Here is a 16,337-nt window from a genome sequence, read left to right on the forward strand (position 1 = left end):
GTACCAGCCTGCGAGTACCCACGTTCGGGAACCCGCAAACTCTTTTTTTTATCACTATCGCCTACCTCCTAGAAGCAATACCACCGCTGCAGCGGCTTGGCTTCTAAGGCGACCCTGCTGGCGCCCTCCCTAAGCTGGAGTGGCCAGACCCGGAAAAAACAAGGAATACTGCTTCTTTGCTTTTTCCGAGCCTTGCGGCCCGGTTTGTTTAATAAAGAACTAGGAGGCTTTCCTTATTATAGCATACCCACAAAAGGAGTCAATACCCGCCAAATAGGCCGTTATTGGGCCTTTTTCTTCACGTACACCCGCCCTGGAATACGCATATCGAGATACATATAGGCACTCACGGTGCTCGGCGTGTCGCGGAGAAACACAGCTAGTACGGTCATTTGTTTTTGTACATCATCCTCAAGGCTGAAGCGGAGCTCGCTCTCCCCAGCTACAGAGACGCGCAATTCTGGAAGAGCTGTCTCGGGCAAATCCCAAGTGAGCGGCTCAATGCGCATGGCACGTAATTGCGGGCGTATCGTGCTTATCGTATAGAGAATCGTGGCGTCACTCTGCGGCCATCGCACGCCATTTCGCATATCTCGAACGACGGGAAGGTCGTGTGGCAAAGTGTTCTCCAGAGCATCCCAGCGAGCACCTGATGCATCCGTCAGCTGGCACGCCGCCCCCTCACACCACTGCGCGACAGGGGTACGCTCACGTACAGAAAAAGCAATCGTGTGCGGAAAACGCTTATCAGTGGTAACACTCTCAAGTATCGGAAACTCTGCTTCAAGAGACTGCGCTATGCGCTCAGGGCGCGCGGGAATCATGTAGTGGTCACGAGCATACCCCCACGTACGCTGATCACGTGCCGCGTGAATGTGTGCCAACAATAGCTCGCTATCGAGCACCTGAGTGCCCTCCACGACAATTGCACGCACTGAAAGCCATGGAGAGAAAAAGCAGGCGTATATACCGCCACCCACAGCAATCACCACCAGGGTCGCAAGACTCCAGCGCACTATGCGCTCGCGACGCTCCCTCCGACGTGCAAATCGGTCCGACGCACGCACGGACGTTGATGCAAGGGGACGTACTGGCATATTAAACGATTTCCTTTTTACCTCCCATAAACGGCTGAAGCACGGCAGGAATGCGCACTGTTCCAGACTCCGTTTGGTAGTTTTCAATGATAGCGATCAAGATGCGTCCAATGGCGAATGCGGTAGCGTCGTTCGTGTGCGCGAGCACCAGTGAGCCATCTGCGCGTCGAATTTTTGTGTTCAAACGACGCGTTTGATAATCGGTCATCAGGTCAGCGGTGTGTGTTTCGCGATATTTCCCCTGCGTTGGAATCCACGTTTCGATATCAATCTGGCGAGCATCAGGCTTCCCCATGTCTCCCGTACACACGGCAACAACTTGGTAGGGTAGCTCAAGCCCTTGGAGTAGCTTCTCTTGGATGGCAACGATAAAATCTTGTTCCGCGCGCGAGTGCTCCGGTGCCGTAAATGATTCCATTTCCAACTTATCAAATTGGTGCACGCGGAGAATGCCTTTTGTATCTTTTCCATACGAACCTGCCTCGCGACGGAAGCTCGTAGAAAAACCAATATACCGCACAGGCATATCTTTTTCTTCAATGATCTCATCCATGTGCAGCGAGCCCAGTGTGTGCTCCGCACTTCCCACGAGATAGAGGTCATCGCTCGGGATATAGTAGCGCTCGTCTTTATCTTCTGGGCTCAAGCGTGCCATGCGCGTAAATGTTTCAGGACGGATCATCACCGGAGGTACAACCGGAACGAATGGCTTTGCTGAAACGTCGGGACCAGTTGAGGCGGCGAGCCGCTGCATTTCTTCTGGAGATGTCAGGAGCTGCATCACGTACTGCACAATTGCAAACTCCAAGAGTGCGCCGTCACCCTTTAAATATGCGAAACGTGCACCAGTTACTTTTGCCGCCCGCTCAGTATCGATAATGCCGAGTGATTCACCGAGTTCGATGTGGTCTTTCGGCTCAAATGGAAAAGCTGCAGGAGTCCCCCATGTGCGCATCACCACGTTACCTGATTCATCTGGGCCAACGGGCACGTCTTCAGCGGGAACGTTGGGCACGGCGTGGAGTAGTGGGGTGAGCTCTTGCACGATCGCTTCGTGGCGCGCTTCAAGAGCCGCCACTTCTTCTTTCATGCGCTTGCCTGCTTCGATCACTTCGGGCGATGGCTTACCATCTGTTGCTTGCTTTGCAAGTTCATTGCGCTGACGGTTTACTTCGCCAATCTGGGTTTGTATAGCACGCGCCTCGGTATCGAGGCGAAGTATTCCATCTATATCAACGGTTACACGCTTTGCCTGTGCTGCTGCGCGAACACGATCTACATTCTCTCTAATAAAATGGATGTCGAGCATAGCGGTTATTCGTTCTCATGTGGCTTCATGAGTGGGAAGAGAATTACTTCCCGCAATGCATGAGAGTCCGTGAGGAGCGCAACAAAGCGATCAAGGCCAATGCCCCAACCCGCGGCGGGCGGCATACCGTACTCAAGTGCCTGAATGAAATCTTCGTCCAAGCGCTGGGCCTCTTCGTCACCCTTTGCGCGTTGCGTCTCTTGGCCAGCGAATCGCTCTCGCTGATCAATAGGATCATTGAGCTCGGTGAAGGCTTTAATCAGTTCCAAGCCCCCAGCATAAAACTGGAAGGCGCTTACTACCTCAGGGCGCTCAGGGATGCGCTTGGCCAACGGCAAGAGCTCTACGGGGTATTCGATCACGAATGTGGGTTCGATGAGTTTTGGTCGTACCACCTTTTTAAAGAGTTCGTCAGCAATACCTGGCTTTGTCACATGCTTCTCGATAACAACGCCAAGCTTTTTGGCAACCGCGCGCATGTCGTCCTCTGATGCCTCAAGATATGAAACGCCGGTGTGTTCTTTGAGGAGCTCAAAGAATGTAGCTCGCACAAAGGGACGCATCCAGTGCACGGTAGTTCCTTGGTAGTTTGTCGTGGTACCAAGTTGGAGGGATTCAAGCACGTGCGCCATGAGATCTTCCGTAAATGTCATCGCCCAGTCCAAATCTTGGAAGGCGGCGTAGAATTCCATAGCCGAAAATTCGGGATTATGGTCTCGATCAATACCCTCGTTGCGGAAATTGGTTGTGAACTCACACACGCGCTCAAAACCAGCAACTAAGAGGCGCTTTAAATAGAGCTCTGGAGCGATGCGCAGGTATAAATCTATATCGAGCGCGTGCATGTGCGTCTTAAATGGACGAGCAGAAGCACCGCCATAGAGCGGTTGAAGCGTTGGCGTTTGTACTTCAATGAACCCATGCGACTGCATAAAGCTGCGCATCGCTTGCACGATACGGGAGCGCATCACCATCTTTTCGCGTACTTCCGTGTTTAACAGAATATCGAGATAGCGTTTACGATAGCGCTCTTCTACATCTTGCAAGCCGTGCCACTTTTCGGGGAGCGGCAAGAGTGTCTTAGTGAGCATGCGCGCACCGCGCACTTCAAGGGTGCGCTCGCCACGCTTGGTAACAAACACCGTACCCGATGCCTCAATGATATCTCCAATATCGAGCGTCTCGGTCAGAAGCGCGTAGACCTCATCGCCAAGCGCGTCACGCGTTGCGTGAAGCTGTATGGTGCCACTCGCGTCCATGAGATCTAAAAACATGGCGCCGCCGTGTTCACGACGCGCCATCACGCGGCCGGCGAGCACGAGCGGCGTTGCTTCTGCGCTGAGAGAATCAAAAGAATCGAGCACGGCACGAATAGTGTGAGTGCGCGAGGTGCGGGCTGGATATGGGTCTTGATGTGATGCGAGAAGATGGGCGCGCTTTGCCACGCGACCATCACGAATGTCGTCCAAAGGCATATCGAATATAGTAGCATTTCACTTCCGAATTGCAACGAAAAACCGCCCGAATGGGCGGCTTCTCTATTTCTACCCTACTTTACGTCTACGATCTTATACGTAGTAAGGCCCTTGGGAGTTTTGACGTCGACGGAATCTCCTTTTTTGCGGCCGAGAAATGCTGAGCCGAGAGGTGATTCATTGGAGATGAAGCCTTGTGCTGGGTCTGATTCTGCAGGGCCAACAATAGTGTAGGTGTGCGAGCCGTGCTTTGATTCCACCTTTACCGAAGCGCCGACAGCAACGACACCGCCTCGCTTGCGATCGTCATCAATAATTACCGCGTTCTCGAGGATTGCTTTGAGTTCTTCAATACGGCCCTCGTTAATTGCCTGAGCTTCTTTGGCTTCTGCGTATTCTGCGTTCTCGCTCAGATCGCCCTGCTCCTTTGCCTCGCGAATGCGGCGCGCGATTTCAGCACGCATCGTTTCTGTGCGTTCAATAAGCTCTTGCTTGAGCTTTTCTAATCCTTCTTTGCTGAAATATTGTGTATCCATAGACGAAACCGCCTCTCGGCGGCGCTTTTCTGTTTGCCTATACTACTCCCCTTTTACGAAGATGGCAAGGGTTGCGCTGGGGATGCTGGCGATGGGCGCGTAAAGAACCACTTTAAAAAGTCGTAGGCGGTTCGGATAGCGTATCCTTCACTATACACCGATGTTTCAACGAGCACAGTAATAGCGACTTTTGGATTTTCTACAGGCGCAAACGCCGTAAAAAGAGAGTTGATTTTGCCATGCTTCGTCACTTCTGCGGTTCCCGTTTTCGCCGCTGCAGAAACAGGTAAGCCCTGCAAAAGCTTCGCTGTTCCCGTAAGCACCGTTTCACGCATAGCCTTTTTCATAGCTGCAATGGTAGTACCACTAAAGGGAAGCTTCGTGAGCTCTGTTGGCGCAAACACGGTATCGGGAGTGCCGGCACCGTACTGAATGCGTTGCGCCACGCGCGGCTGATACATGACGCCACCATTGGCAATTGCGCTCACATAGGCATTAATCCATAGCGGCGAGACGGAAAGATCGCCCTGGCCAATGGACACGTTATAGGTATCGCCCTGATACCACGGTTCGCCGCGCTTTTCCTGCTTCCATGCAGACGTTGGCACAAACCCAGCGACCTCTCCAGGGAGATCAATGCCGAGAACCTTGTCTGCAAATGCTTTCTGAAGATATGACGCTATGCGCTCGATCCCCAATCCCTGGAATGTATCACGCCCACCGCCCACGGTGAAGAAATAAATGTTGCACGATGTTGCGATTGCGCGAGCGAGATTAAATGGCCCATGTTCAGGACGCCAGTTTTCAAACACATACGGACGAGAAGGGTTGCTTGGGTTTGGAATAGTAATGTTTACACACTCCCAGATATTGTCAGAGGGGCGAATAATATTCTCTTCTACAGCAGCCATGCCAATAAATGGCTTAATGGTTGAGCCGGGGTTATACGTGCCGCCAATAACACGATTAAAGAGAGGCTTACGCGAAGACGTAAAAAGGCGCTGATATTCCGCTTGTGAAATACCGTCTGCAAACATATTGTTATCGTAAGAAGGGAAGCTCACCATGCCCAACACGGCACCCGTGTGCGGATCCTGTGCGATTGCAGCAGCACCAGAGACGGCAGCCCCCTGCAGTACGGAAAAGAGACTATTGTAGAGCATTCGCTGTACTTCGGCATCTATCTCAAGCACGACTGTATGCCCGGGAACAGGGTTCTTTTGTACGCTCTCCTCGCCTCGTGAAAAGGTAATACTTCCATGAGTCCCCCGAAGCTCCTGTTCGTACTGAGCCTCTATGCCGGCGCGGCCAACGCGATCCGACTGCGCATATGTTGGGTCACGCTCTCGATCAGCAACGGATACGCGAGCTGTGTACCCAAGTATCGTAGAAAATTGCTCGCCATTGAGGTATGCGCGCTCTGTTGTTGTGATGACGTGCACGCCACTTCCCGTTAATTGTGCTAACTGCACGGTCGCTTCTTTGGGGATGCCTGTTGCGGCAAAAAAAACATTTTGCGAACGTGCGCGTTCGAGTAGCTGAGGAACGAACACGGACGGATCCTCTTTCAAAATTGTCGCAACGGTCGTAAAAAGCGCCTCTCGCTCAGTAAGCGTTGCCGGAAGCTCGCGAGATACAATTGCGATTTGAAAACTCGGTGTATTCTTTACGAGAGGAACGCCGGTGCGATCAACAATAGCGCCCCGTGGCGGACTTACAGAGATCTGTACGGTTCGATTTGCTTCCGCAGCCGCTGAAAGCACCCTATGCTCGTGTATCGCCAGCACCCCAGACGCCACCACAAGAGCCACAACGACGAGCCCCACCACACTGCGGGCTAACATAAAAATGCGAGCATCCACGGGACGCTCTAAATCTACGTGGCTACTCCCCACATCAACAAGAGTTTCTTCTGGCGCAACCCAATCTTCGCTATCGAGTGAGATAGCGTACGCACGATTACTGCGCTTAAAAAGTGACCACCAGGCCATACATGCACTCTACCCCAAGTGACGCGAGCGCGCCAGCATCATCCCCAACAACCAGATACAAACGCTCACAAATGCGCTCGCCAACACCCACGACCAGCGGCCCCACAATGCAACCCACGCACTGAGCGCGCCCTGAGAGAGGGTGTGAAATAGAAGAGTATCGATAACCCATCCGGTGAATGCCAACGCGTAAGCCCCTACAAGCGCGATGCCTATGCGAGCAAGTGAAAGAGTGCGCATGTCCGCAATGGGATTCAACACAATCATGGAACGACATGCGGCATACACGGCAAGCATACACAGCGCTGGCACAATATATGTGCCAAATGCCGCACCGAAAACAACTTCATAGAGCCACGCGGCGCCCAGTGTGCGACCCGCCCATTCCACACCACCAAAGAGAATAACGCTCGCGATGGCGCTATAGACAATAGGATATGTCAGCGGCACAAGAAATGATGCCGCCCATAAGACCACGCAGGTACTTATGATCAGCACCCACGAGCTACGTAGTGAGAGAGAGGACGAATACATATCACAATGTGGGCGGAACGAGAATGAGCACGCGACCATCAAAATCACGTTCGAAAAGTGGCGCAGCACGCACTGATTGAAATACGGCGGCGGCATCGCGTACCACGCTTTCGATAGTCCCAATAACAAGTCCGCCGGGAATAGCATCTGCGCCCGTGGTTACGAGCGTTTCTCCCGTAGCTACAGCGTCTTCTATAGAAACTAAATCAAGGCGTAGACCGCGGTCAGCGTCGCCGCGCACAAGGAGATCAACTCCTCCTTCAAGCGTGCGGCCGGCCACAGAAAAAGCGGGATCCATAATGAGCTGCACCTGCGCATTGGTTTCTGCGACTGAACGCACAACGCCGACGAGCGCTCCCGCTTGGGAAATAACAATTCCGCCCTCACGCACTCCGTCGCGAGACCCGCGTTGTAAACGCGCCACCATACCATCCCCGTCCATGCGAATTCCCCACAGGCGCGCTTCAACGCGATCATATGTTTCAGGAATGGGAAGGCGAAGTAATGAGCGTAGGAAAGCGTTCTCGTCAGCAAGATCTTGAGAATTCGCTAGGCGCCCCGAAAGCGACACGATGTGGGCCTGAAGATCATCTTGGGTCTCGTGTGAAAGGCGCCACTGCCCAACCCAGTGAATCGCACGAGCAACGCCAGGCATATGCGCAATTGCGGGTTCGATGATGCGCTGAGCAAAACGTTGCAGCGCACCGCCCGTCGCAGCGTTCACGCCTCCCACGAGGACAACACATGCTAATGCAATAGAGAGAGTCCGTATTCCAGAAGATCGCGCCATTCGCTACGATGAGAGCGAAGTGTATGCTTGGCGATCAATCGCCACAAGCATCGAACGCAGCTCATCAATATTTTCTAGTACCATACCACATCCACGGGCAACCGCAGTGAGCGGATCGTCGACAATCGTAACGTTCAACTGCGTTTCAGAGGCGATCATTGTATCTAAACCGCGCAGAAGTGCTCCGCCGCCAGCGAGATAAATCTGCCTATTGATGAGATCGGCGGTAAGCTCGGGGGGCGTCTGCTCAATAGTGTCTTTAATCGCCATGACAATGCTTCTAATGGAACGCTGCATAGCTTCGCGAATATCGTGAGATGTTACCGCAATCTCTCGTGGCAACCCTGAGACAAGATCTCGTCCACGCACCGTGCCTTTGAGTTCTTCGTGAAGTGGATGAGCGGAACCAAGGGTGAGTTTTAAATTTTCTGCCGTCGCCTCACCAATGAGTACGTTACGCTCGTCACGCATGTAGCGAATGATATCGTCGATGAGTTTGTCTCCGGCTATACGCAGAGAGCGCGACGCAATCAAGCCACCCATTGAGATAACAGCGACTTCAGTGGTACCGCCGCCCATGTCTACAATAACATTTGCAACAGCTTCCTGTACGGGCAAGCGCGCACCGATTGCCGCAGCCATTGGCTCCTCAATGAGGAATACTTCGCGCGCACCCGCATTGTAGGTCGCATCCTCAACAGCACGCTTTTCTACTTCCGTTACGCCTGATGGTATCCCCACCACCACGCGTGGACGCGGCAAAAGGGTAAAACCTTCACGATGCACGCGGTCGATGAAGTACTTCAGCATCTGCTCTGTTACATCAAAATCAGACACCACTCCATTGACCATGGGGCGAGTAACAACGATATGTCCTGGCGTACGGCCAACCATACGACGAGCGCCCTCACCGATGGCGAGGATTTTTCCCGTTTTTTGGTTCAGGGCGACAATCGACGGCTCGTTAATAACAATCCCTTTGCCCCGCACATATACGAGGGTATTTGCAGTACCTAAATCAATGCCAATATCTTTTGACCAAAATCCAAAAAATTTGCTGAGCATGAAAGCACACCAACCCTAGCAGAAACCCCCCAGAGACGCAAAGATTAGAGAGAGCGGCAGGAATTGAGCAGTTCTTCAAAGGTCACCAGCTCAGGCTCCGACGCATTGCGGCGCTTCATTTCGATAACATCCTGAGCAAGAGTCTTCTCGCTCACCACACAGCGTACAGGGCATCCAATGAGATCAGCGTCGGCAAACTTTTCCCCCGCAGTAGCGTCAACACGGTCGTCGTAAAGCACTTCGATGCCCTCTTTTACGAGTGCGTGATAGAGCACGTCTGCGCGCTCTGCGACATTCCCCAAAGATACTAAGTGCACGCGGTAAGGCGCAACGCTCTCGGGCCATACAATACCACGATCGTCATGCGCGATCTCTACAATCGCACCCATGAGTCGAGTAATACCGATGCCATATGAACCCATGTACACGGGCACGTCGTTCCCCTCAGCATCTTTGTACGTGAGGTTGAATGGTTCAGAAAATTTAAAGCCCAAGGAAAAGATATTTCCTACTTCAATCGCTTTTGCTTCCGTGAGCTTCGCGCGATCTACATCAAGATCGGCGAGTACATCATCGGTCATCACTTCTCGGTTCACCGCGATGCCTTTTGCCGCATCAATGTAAATTGTGTCCTCGCCCGCTTCCGAGAGCGCTTGAAACTCGTGCGAATACTTCGAGAATGTGCCGCCCGACGCAAAAGTGACAAATGTGTGCGCACCAATCCCTACGCGATCAAAAATCCGACGATATGCCGCTTTTGCCTGCTCATAGAATACGTCATGCTCCTCTTTATTTTTTGAAAAAGAGTAGAGCGCTTTCCAGTAGAATTCCCGGCCACGAAGAATGCCACTCTTTGCACGAGGCTCATTGCGGAAAATAGTTTTGAAATCGTACGGATATATTGGGAGATCTTTATATGAACTAACAAAATTTTTGACAATCGCAGAATAGGCCTCTTCATTGGTAAACGAAAGCCCGACCTCACCGCCACTTTTAAGCGTTGTCTTAAACCAGTTGTCGACGACCTCATCGCTCCAGCGTCCCGTTTTTTCCCATACTTCTTTATTTTGCAAAACAGACGTGCGCATTTGCACGCCACCAATGGCATCCATTTCTTCCGCAACGATGCGCACAATTTTTTCAAGAACGCGAAGACCAAGTGGCAAGATGCTATAAACACCGGCCATCTCTTTATGCACAAAACCGGCGCGGACTAACAACTGTGCATTGATGGCGGTTTCATCGGCTGGAGCGTGCCGCAACGTTTTGGTAAGTAGTTTTGAGAATCGCATATCGTTAAAGTAATTGCATAACATCGCGAACTGTAATCAGAATCATCGCAAGGATAAGAACGAGAAATCCAATACCATTTACGAGCCCTTCGGTAGTGTGCGCAAGCGGAACGCCGCGCATTTTTTCAATCGCGAGAAAAAGAATACGACCACCGTCAAGCGCTGGGAACGGAAATGCATTTAAGACCGCGAGATTGATAGAAATCATGGCAACGAATTGGATGAGATAGTCCCAACCAACACGAGCCGCTTGGCCCGTAAGAGACGCGATGCCGATTGGTCCAGAAAGATCCGCACCTACATTGCCAGTCGTAACCAGCCTCGCCAGTACACCCGCGTAACCCTGTACCGTTGCCCAAGTGAGGCGTACCGCATCAGCCACTCCGCGGAACGGAGCTTCGTACCAAGGGTGGGACACTTTGCCGATCAGCAGTGGAGAGATGCCCAGCGGACCCTGCCCGGCAGGAGGATCTGCCCGGAGCGCAACATCGCGTACCAGCGTTTCATCCCCACGACGCACCGTGAATTGAACCGTCTTTCCTTTGTATTCGTTGGTGAACGTCTGCACATCCGCCGCAGTAGTAATCGGCTGCACTATGTGCTCGTACTGCGCCGATACAAGGACATCGAGCGTACGCATACCGGCTGCATCCGCTGGACTTTCAGGGGCTACGCGCGCGATATATACCGCTTTTTGCGTAGCGTCTGCGAGCGCCTGCGGATCAGCTTCGTCCAAGGCAGTGCGCACGCCAACCGCATTATTCACCATCAAAAGCACCGCTGCGAGCACAAAATTCATCACAATACCTGCAACAAGAACAGCGAAGCGCTGCCATGCGGTCCCTGACGAAAAGCTCCGAGGAGCGCTTGCGTGCTCTCCATCTTCCCCAAACACCTTCACAAAGCCGCCAAACGGTATCCAGTTAATTGAGTAAACGGTCTCGCCACGTCGTACGCCCCACAGGCGCGGAGGAAACCCGAAACCGAATTCCTCAACACGCATTCCGGCACGCTTCGCCATGACAAAATGCCCCAATTCATGGATGAAAATGAGTACACTGATAACGAGAATAAAGAGAATGGCCGTCATTACGATTGCATGAGCTCCTGCTCTTTAGCCCGCGCGAGGGTATCAATTTTTTCGTGCAGCTCATCGACTACTTTCTGCACCGCATCTTTTGCATGGCGGAGGTCGTCTTCACGCGCCTCTTTCTCGCGCACTGCGGTCTGTACTTTTTTGAGAATATCCTCTCGCACTTGGCGAATACGGATGCGAGCCTCTTCCATTTTACTATGAAGCGTGCGCACCAATTCCTTGCGACGCTCCTCCGTGAGTGGCGGAATGTTGAGCCTGACGGTCGTCCCATCGACGACCGGATTCAGACCAAGCGTACTTGCGCGGATTCCCGCTTCAATAGCAGACAGGGCGCCCTTGTCCCATGGCTGAATGAAAATCGTGCGCGGCTCAGGCACGGTAATGCTCGCAAGCTCTTTAACCGTAAGTCGGGAACCGAGATATTCTACCGGAATGTCAGACACAATACTGCTGTGAGCGCGTCCCGTGCGCAATGCAGCAGCCTCCTGCTGTGCAAAGGTAAAAATACTATCAAAATCCTTCTTTTTTGACTGAATGAGTGCTTGATACATACCCGCCTAGTGTATCAGAGGCGCGCCAGAAACAAAAGTCAGAAACTCAAGAGAAAGCTTTCAAGCGCAATCCGCTGATTCGCATTTGAAAATCGCGCGCTCTCTGCAAGATCAATAAGGCCGCGCAAAACATGGGGACGCGAAGCAAACATCGAAGGGTTCCGGTGTGCAGCCGCGACCCACACATCAAGAGCATCGGAAAGCGCCCCGTCGGCGATGAGCTTTTGGGCATATAAAAGTCTCTCTGCGGCCCCTTCTTTCTGAAGACGCTCAAACGCATCAGCATGAGCACAAAGAGCCTCAAGCGTACCGTTGGCATGCACGCGCTTTACCCATCCGATACGACCGCATGCAATTGAGACTGCCCGTTCACGATCTTTCGCGCTCAATGATGTTATCTCGGGGAGCGCTGCGATGACACTATCAGCGTGCGCAGCAAACGATTCAGGCACGCACCGAGAGCGAATGGTGGGAAGTACTGAACCAATATTATGAGTGATGCCAATAAAAAGTACGTGTCCACGCGGCTCTTCAAGTGTTTTGAGGAGCGCTGGCGCTGCCTCGCGACTCAATAATTCAATACCGTCAATGATAATGCACAAAGGGCCTTGGATAGCAGCCAATGTTGTGAGTGGGATGATGTTGCGAATATCTTGTACTGAGATTGTTTGATTACCCTCTTCGTCATTCGGGGCGATCATAATCCGTCCGCCAGGGTCGGGTTGTACGCGCTCGATAACCTCAAGCGCAAATGTGCGCTTTCCAATCCCCTCAAGGCCCGACCACAAAAAAGCGTGCGCTCCGCCACTCAACCCCTGCTCCCAACGCTTCTTGTGAGTTTCAAACCCAATAGTACGCCAAGGCATAGTGGCTAGAGTATACTCTTGAGCACCGCATCCGCAACTTGAGCCGCCGCATCCGGACGCGCACCCGTGCGCATAAGGGCACTTACTCGTGTGCGCTCTTCAGGATTTAAAAGGGCACGAATCTGATTCATGAGAATGTGAGGGGTGATATTTTCTCCCTCTACAATGCGTACGCCAAACTGGGCAACAGCAGTTGCGTTCGCAAGCTGGTGTCCGTGAGCGGCCCACGCAAGCGGCACAACAACTGCCGGCTTACCAAGAAGGAGTAGTTCAGCAAGAGTGCCGGCACCCGCGCGAGCAACAACGACATCTGCAAGGGCATACGCATCAGCAAGGTCTTTGCCATCAAGGAATGGCACGGCAGCATAACGTGCCGCAATGCGGTCGCCATATGAGCCAGCACCGTCTCGAATTAACCGTTCACGTTCTGTTTGCACAACAGGGTGATTCACCGTCCCACACTGGTGAATAACGTTTGCGGTTTCCGTCATTTCAGCAATTCCCGAAAGGATAATGTCGTTTATTTGTTGCGCTCCCTGACTTCCTCCAAGCACAAGAAGTGTGGGGATGCCATCTGCCACGTGAAACGTGGCGAGTGCACGAGCACGATCGCCCGCAGAAATATCGGGACGCACTGGATTACCGGTTACCAGAGTAGGGACTTTGCCAAAAAAACGCTGTGCCTCTGAAAAACCCAAAAACACGCCGCGCGCAAACGGCGCGAGAATGCGCTGCACCGAACCAGGAATCGTATCTGACTCGTGGAGAAAGAGTGGAATGAAATAAAGACGCGCGGCTAGAGAAGGAGCAAACGAATCGTATCCTCCCTTACTTATCACCGCATCGGGCATAAACCAGAGGAGTCGCCACAGCGCCTGGATAAAGCCGATGCACGTTTTGACGCCCTCCCAAGGAAGACGAAAGGCACTCCGATCAGTTTTTCCTGCAATAATTGATGTATGTGCAAACCCATACTCTTGCGCAGCACGCGCAAGAAACCCATCGCGCCCGCCCGCACCCATCATAAGGATCCGTACCGAGTGCCCCTGCGCCTCACCGCGCTCTACCAGCGCGCGAGCAATTGCTGCAAGTGGAAATGCATGTCCACCTGAACCGCCACCGACGAGAAGAAAGCGAAGTTCCATAATAACGTATTACCCGATGCGATCAGGAGTTGGCTTCACAACGCCACGAGGCACTTTACGTCGCAGATCATTGTATATCAGTAACTGTACTCCCATTCCCGCCATCGTAAAGAGTCCGGCGATAAAAAAGACTGATTGAAATCCAAAGCGCGTTGCGAGGAGTCCTCCAAGCGCCGCAGCGCACGCACCCGAAATACCAATTGCAACCGACTCGAGAGACCACTCGACATTCTCCTGCCCTCGATCAATGTGGCGAGTAAAAATGGCATACCATGGTGGCACGGTTAATGCGAGGCCGAGACCAAACAACCCTTGGATTAAGTAAATGTGAAGAGGCACCGATGCAAAGAGGTATAAAAACGGTGTTGCGGAGACAAGCGCCGTTCCAAGCACCATCGAGATGAAGTCGTCATACTCCCCATGATTTTTATCAAGATATCGGGCTGTAGGGATTTGGAAAATCACCTTGCAGAATTGTGCGATTGCTGTCCCGAAACCGACAACCTGCACCGAGCCGCCATCGATTTGTTGCGTAACGAAGACCGCAAAGATGGGACCAAAAGAGGAGAAGCCCGAATTGATAAGAAAATCTGACGTGATGAGAGTTTTGATAACGTGATTGATCCGCATTACCTCCATTGTACCGAAAAACAAAGCAACGCCGCAATGCGGCGTCGGGGATTCTTTTTTCTAGAAGCGCTACTGACTTATGACCGGAGTACCAAGACCCGTTGCGTTATCTTCTCCCTCAACTCCTTGATCGCGAGCAATCTTTTCTAAAACGTCACGAACATAGTACGCAGGGTTTTTGACCGTTGCATTCCACACTTTTGCGGCAACGCCCGCAATATGCGGCGCAGCGACTGAGGTACCTGACAATTCAGCATATCCACCGAGAAGCCATGGGCCCTGTATGCGTATGCCAGGAGCAGCAAATGCAATATCTCCCTCTTCTAACACTCCCAAGAGAGAACGAGAGTTAGTACCGCGCGAACTCCATTCAGGCGTGCCGCCTTGCGCGTCGAGCGCACCAACAGCAAGAACGCCGGGCAAGCGCGCAGGAATATCAATACTTCCCGCGTATGGCCCGTCATTACCCGCCGCAGCGATTACCAACGCACCTTTGTCGGTTGCGTACTTTACCGCGTTGGCAAGAATGCTGTGTGCAGAATCGGCACCCATACTCACCACGATAATCTGCGCACCATCGTCAACGCCGGCACGAATTGCCGCAGCGACATCGTCGACCCAACATTCGCCATCTTCTGAGCACGCTCGGTAAACGGCGAGCGATGCTTCAGGGGCAACACCAAAAACACCCAGCCCATCCTCTCCACCATCAGCCGCAATAACACCTGCAACATGCGTACCGTGACCGTTGGTGTCTACACAACTGGTAGAGCTCCCTCGTGCAACGGTAAAGTCCTTACAGATAGTGACGCGGCGGTCGAGATCCGGATGTTGGGCAATGCCAGTATCAATGACAGCAACCGTCACACCCTTGCCGCCAACAGGCCGAGTGGCCAGAGAGGGAAGATCGTACATAGAGCCAACGCCCCAAGGGATCGAAGCATCCGGCAGAGAGCGCTCTCCTGAAGCCTCTAAGATAAACAGCTGCTTAATAGGCTGAGTTTCAATATTCAGTGCGCGAGCAACGCGAAGCTGCCAATCAGAAAGATTGGCAGAAAACCCATCCGGGAATACGTGTCGAGCACCGAAACTGTTTCGCCACAGAGGCGACTGCGACTTCACAAAAAACCGGGATTCCGGATTTGATTGCTTAGTTGCCGCGCTTGCGGAATGCGAGAGTGAGAGCGCTAGGAAAAGCGCACAAAACACCGCATATTTCCTAAGTTTCATAACGTTCTCCCAGTATACCATATTCACCATCTCTGGGCAACGCGAGGACGCTTACGTGCGCGGACCAAAAAATATACGGAATACCTTGTGTGAGAATGTATGGATGCGCTCTATACCCTCTGTGATATCAAGGTATTCAGAGATAACAGAACGGAATATCGAACGAAAGAGAATAATCAGCGCGATAGTAACAAGAGCTACTAAAATAATATTACTCACATTGTCCCAATAATCGACAAACGCCTGATAGCTGGCGCCAAAGAAAAACCCAAAGCCCGCGACAATGCCGACCCAAATGATAGAACCCGCGATGTTGTAGAGTGAGAATTTGCGGAGAGGATATTTTAAAGACCCTGCGAGAATTTGTGTCACGATGGTGATCGAAAATGTGACTTTAGCAAGAAAAATCACCGCCCCCCCATACTGTTCAAATGCTCTGCGCACTCGAGCTAAGAGCCGTTCCCGGCCTGGACGATCTTTCACAAACCATTGGAGCGATGCTGTACCGCCCCACGCCCCGGCTCCAAACCACATATATCCAGCAAGGATTTCTCCGGCACTCAGCACTAACACACCGGGCACAAAGGAAATGGCCCCGATAGAAATTAAAAAGCCCCCCACAAGGAGCGCGCTAAATCCTTCGATAAAAAGCCCCACAAAAAGAATAGGGTACCAATACTGGTCAATGCTACCGATGTACCCCTGTATAGTTTGAATAAACGCCTCCATA

The 16,337-nt window shown here is 52.4% G+C and carries 16 protein-coding genes; all 16 read right to left on the reverse strand.

The genetic code is table 11. From position 1 onward, the window contains the following. Nucleotides 1–281: 281 nt before the first annotated feature. The 16 genes from QY311_00795 to QY311_00870 all read right to left on the reverse strand — a co-directional run bounded on the left by QY311_00795 (nucleotide 282) and on the right by QY311_00870 (nucleotide 16,336). Nucleotides 282–1,097: an FtsQ-type POTRA domain-containing protein gene (locus QY311_00795; protein ID WKZ27280.1), complete on the reverse strand. Its 816-nt coding sequence runs from the start codon at nucleotides 1,095–1,097 to the stop codon at nucleotides 282–284. Between the two features lies 1 nt (nucleotide 1,098). Continuing rightward, a complete protein-coding gene (serS, locus tag QY311_00800; GenBank protein WKZ27281.1) occupies nucleotides 1,099–2,406 on the reverse strand; it encodes a serine--tRNA ligase in 1,308 nt (435 codons plus the stop codon). A gap of 5 nt (nucleotides 2,407–2,411) precedes the next feature. Then, a complete protein-coding gene (lysS, locus tag QY311_00805; protein WKZ27282.1) occupies nucleotides 2,412–3,881 on the reverse strand; it encodes a lysine--tRNA ligase in 1,470 nt (489 codons plus the stop codon). Nucleotides 3,882–3,955: 74 nt separating this feature from the next. Continuing rightward, nucleotides 3,956–4,417, reverse strand: coding sequence for a transcription elongation factor GreA (greA, locus tag QY311_00810; protein ID WKZ27283.1), 462 nt, complete (start codon nucleotides 4,415–4,417; stop codon nucleotides 3,956–3,958). A gap of 53 nt (nucleotides 4,418–4,470) precedes the next feature. Further along, nucleotides 4,471–6,408 (reverse strand): penicillin-binding transpeptidase domain-containing protein, encoded by a 1,938-nt coding sequence (locus QY311_00815; GenBank protein WKZ27284.1) that lies wholly within the window; start codon nucleotides 6,406–6,408, stop codon nucleotides 4,471–4,473. A gap of 9 nt (nucleotides 6,409–6,417) precedes the next feature. After that, complete coding sequence (locus QY311_00820; GenBank protein WKZ27285.1) at nucleotides 6,418–6,942, reverse strand: hypothetical protein; 525 nt, start codon at nucleotides 6,940–6,942, stop codon at nucleotides 6,418–6,420. Between the two features lies 1 nt (nucleotide 6,943). Further along, a complete protein-coding gene (gene mreC / locus QY311_00825) occupies nucleotides 6,944–7,732 on the reverse strand; it encodes a rod shape-determining protein MreC (protein ID WKZ27286.1) in 789 nt (262 codons plus the stop codon). Between the two features lie 3 nt (nucleotides 7,733–7,735). After that, a complete protein-coding gene (locus QY311_00830; protein ID WKZ27287.1) occupies nucleotides 7,736–8,797 on the reverse strand; it encodes a rod shape-determining protein in 1,062 nt (353 codons plus the stop codon). A 44-nt stretch (nucleotides 8,798–8,841) separates the two neighbouring features. Further along, the gene (locus tag QY311_00835) at nucleotides 8,842–10,089 is read right to left on the reverse strand and encodes a His/Gly/Thr/Pro-type tRNA ligase C-terminal domain-containing protein (GenBank protein ID WKZ27288.1); all 1,248 of its coding nucleotides are present in this window, start codon (nucleotides 10,087–10,089) and stop codon (nucleotides 8,842–8,844) included. A gap of 4 nt (nucleotides 10,090–10,093) precedes the next feature. Further along, nucleotides 10,094–11,179 (reverse strand): M50 family metallopeptidase, encoded by a 1,086-nt coding sequence (locus tag QY311_00840; GenBank protein ID WKZ27289.1) that lies wholly within the window; start codon nucleotides 11,177–11,179, stop codon nucleotides 10,094–10,096. Next, nucleotides 11,179–11,736 (reverse strand): ribosome recycling factor, encoded by a 558-nt coding sequence (frr, locus tag QY311_00845; protein ID WKZ27290.1) that lies wholly within the window; start codon nucleotides 11,734–11,736, stop codon nucleotides 11,179–11,181. Before frr ends, QY311_00840 begins: the two co-directional genes overlap by 1 nt. Nucleotides 11,737–11,774: 38 nt before the next feature. Next, on the reverse strand, nucleotides 11,775–12,602 hold the full coding sequence (locus tag QY311_00850) for an AAA family ATPase (protein ID WKZ27291.1): 828 nt from the start codon (nucleotides 12,600–12,602) through the stop codon (nucleotides 11,775–11,777). Nucleotides 12,603–12,607: 5 nt separating this feature from the next. Further along, the gene (locus QY311_00855; GenBank protein ID WKZ27292.1) at nucleotides 12,608–13,747 is read right to left on the reverse strand and encodes a UDP-N-acetylglucosamine--N-acetylmuramyl-(pentapeptide) pyrophosphoryl-undecaprenol N-acetylglucosamine transferase; all 1,140 of its coding nucleotides are present in this window, start codon (nucleotides 13,745–13,747) and stop codon (nucleotides 12,608–12,610) included. A 9-nt stretch (nucleotides 13,748–13,756) separates the two neighbouring features. Next, a complete protein-coding gene (locus tag QY311_00860) occupies nucleotides 13,757–14,377 on the reverse strand; it encodes an MFS transporter (protein WKZ27293.1) in 621 nt (206 codons plus the stop codon). A gap of 69 nt (nucleotides 14,378–14,446) precedes the next feature. Beyond that, the gene (locus QY311_00865) at nucleotides 14,447–15,607 is read right to left on the reverse strand and encodes a S8 family serine peptidase (protein ID WKZ27294.1); all 1,161 of its coding nucleotides are present in this window, start codon (nucleotides 15,605–15,607) and stop codon (nucleotides 14,447–14,449) included. A gap of 51 nt (nucleotides 15,608–15,658) precedes the next feature. Beyond that, nucleotides 15,659–16,336 (reverse strand): DedA family protein, encoded by a 678-nt coding sequence (locus tag QY311_00870; GenBank protein WKZ27295.1) that lies wholly within the window; start codon nucleotides 16,334–16,336, stop codon nucleotides 15,659–15,661. Between the last annotated feature and the right edge of the window lies 1 nt (nucleotide 16,337).

Source organism: Candidatus Paceibacterota bacterium, assembly GCA_030583765.1.
Classification (GTDB): domain Bacteria; phylum Patescibacteriota; class Minisyncoccia; order 2-02-FULL-40-12; family GWA2-44-9.

Coding starts and splice junctions, on each gene's coding strand:
- serS (WKZ27281.1), bottom strand. CDS start 2,406: ATGCTCGACATCCATTTTATTAGAGAGAATGTAGATCGTGTTCGCGCA.
- QY311_00850 (WKZ27291.1), bottom strand. CDS start 12,602: ATGCCTTGGCGTACTATTGGGTTTGAAACTCACAAGAAGCGTTGGGAG.
- QY311_00835 (WKZ27288.1), bottom strand. CDS start 10,089: ATGCGATTCTCAAAACTACTTACCAAAACGTTGCGGCACGCTCCAGCC.
- frr (WKZ27290.1), bottom strand. CDS start 11,736: ATGTATCAAGCACTCATTCAGTCAAAAAAGAAGGATTTTGATAGTATT.
- QY311_00870 (WKZ27295.1), bottom strand. CDS start 16,336: ATGGAGGCGTTTATTCAAACTATACAGGGGTACATCGGTAGCATTGAC.
- QY311_00795 (WKZ27280.1), bottom strand. CDS start 1,097: ATGCCAGTACGTCCCCTTGCATCAACGTCCGTGCGTGCGTCGGACCGA.
- QY311_00865 (WKZ27294.1), bottom strand. CDS start 15,607: ATGAAACTTAGGAAATATGCGGTGTTTTGTGCGCTTTTCCTAGCGCTC.
- QY311_00860 (WKZ27293.1), bottom strand. CDS start 14,377: ATGCGGATCAATCACGTTATCAAAACTCTCATCACGTCAGATTTTCTT.
- greA (WKZ27283.1), bottom strand. CDS start 4,417: ATGGATACACAATATTTCAGCAAAGAAGGATTAGAAAAGCTCAAGCAA.
- QY311_00820 (WKZ27285.1), bottom strand. CDS start 6,942: ATGTATTCGTCCTCTCTCTCACTACGTAGCTCGTGGGTGCTGATCATA.
- QY311_00855 (WKZ27292.1), bottom strand. CDS start 13,747: ATGGAACTTCGCTTTCTTCTCGTCGGTGGCGGTTCAGGTGGACATGCA.
- QY311_00815 (WKZ27284.1), bottom strand. CDS start 6,408: ATGGCCTGGTGGTCACTTTTTAAGCGCAGTAATCGTGCGTACGCTATC.
- lysS (WKZ27282.1), bottom strand. CDS start 3,881: ATGCCTTTGGACGACATTCGTGATGGTCGCGTGGCAAAGCGCGCCCAT.
- QY311_00840 (WKZ27289.1), bottom strand. CDS start 11,179: ATGACGGCCATTCTCTTTATTCTCGTTATCAGTGTACTCATTTTCATC.
- QY311_00830 (WKZ27287.1), bottom strand. CDS start 8,797: ATGCTCAGCAAATTTTTTGGATTTTGGTCAAAAGATATTGGCATTGAT.
- mreC (WKZ27286.1), bottom strand. CDS start 7,732: ATGGCGCGATCTTCTGGAATACGGACTCTCTCTATTGCATTAGCATGT.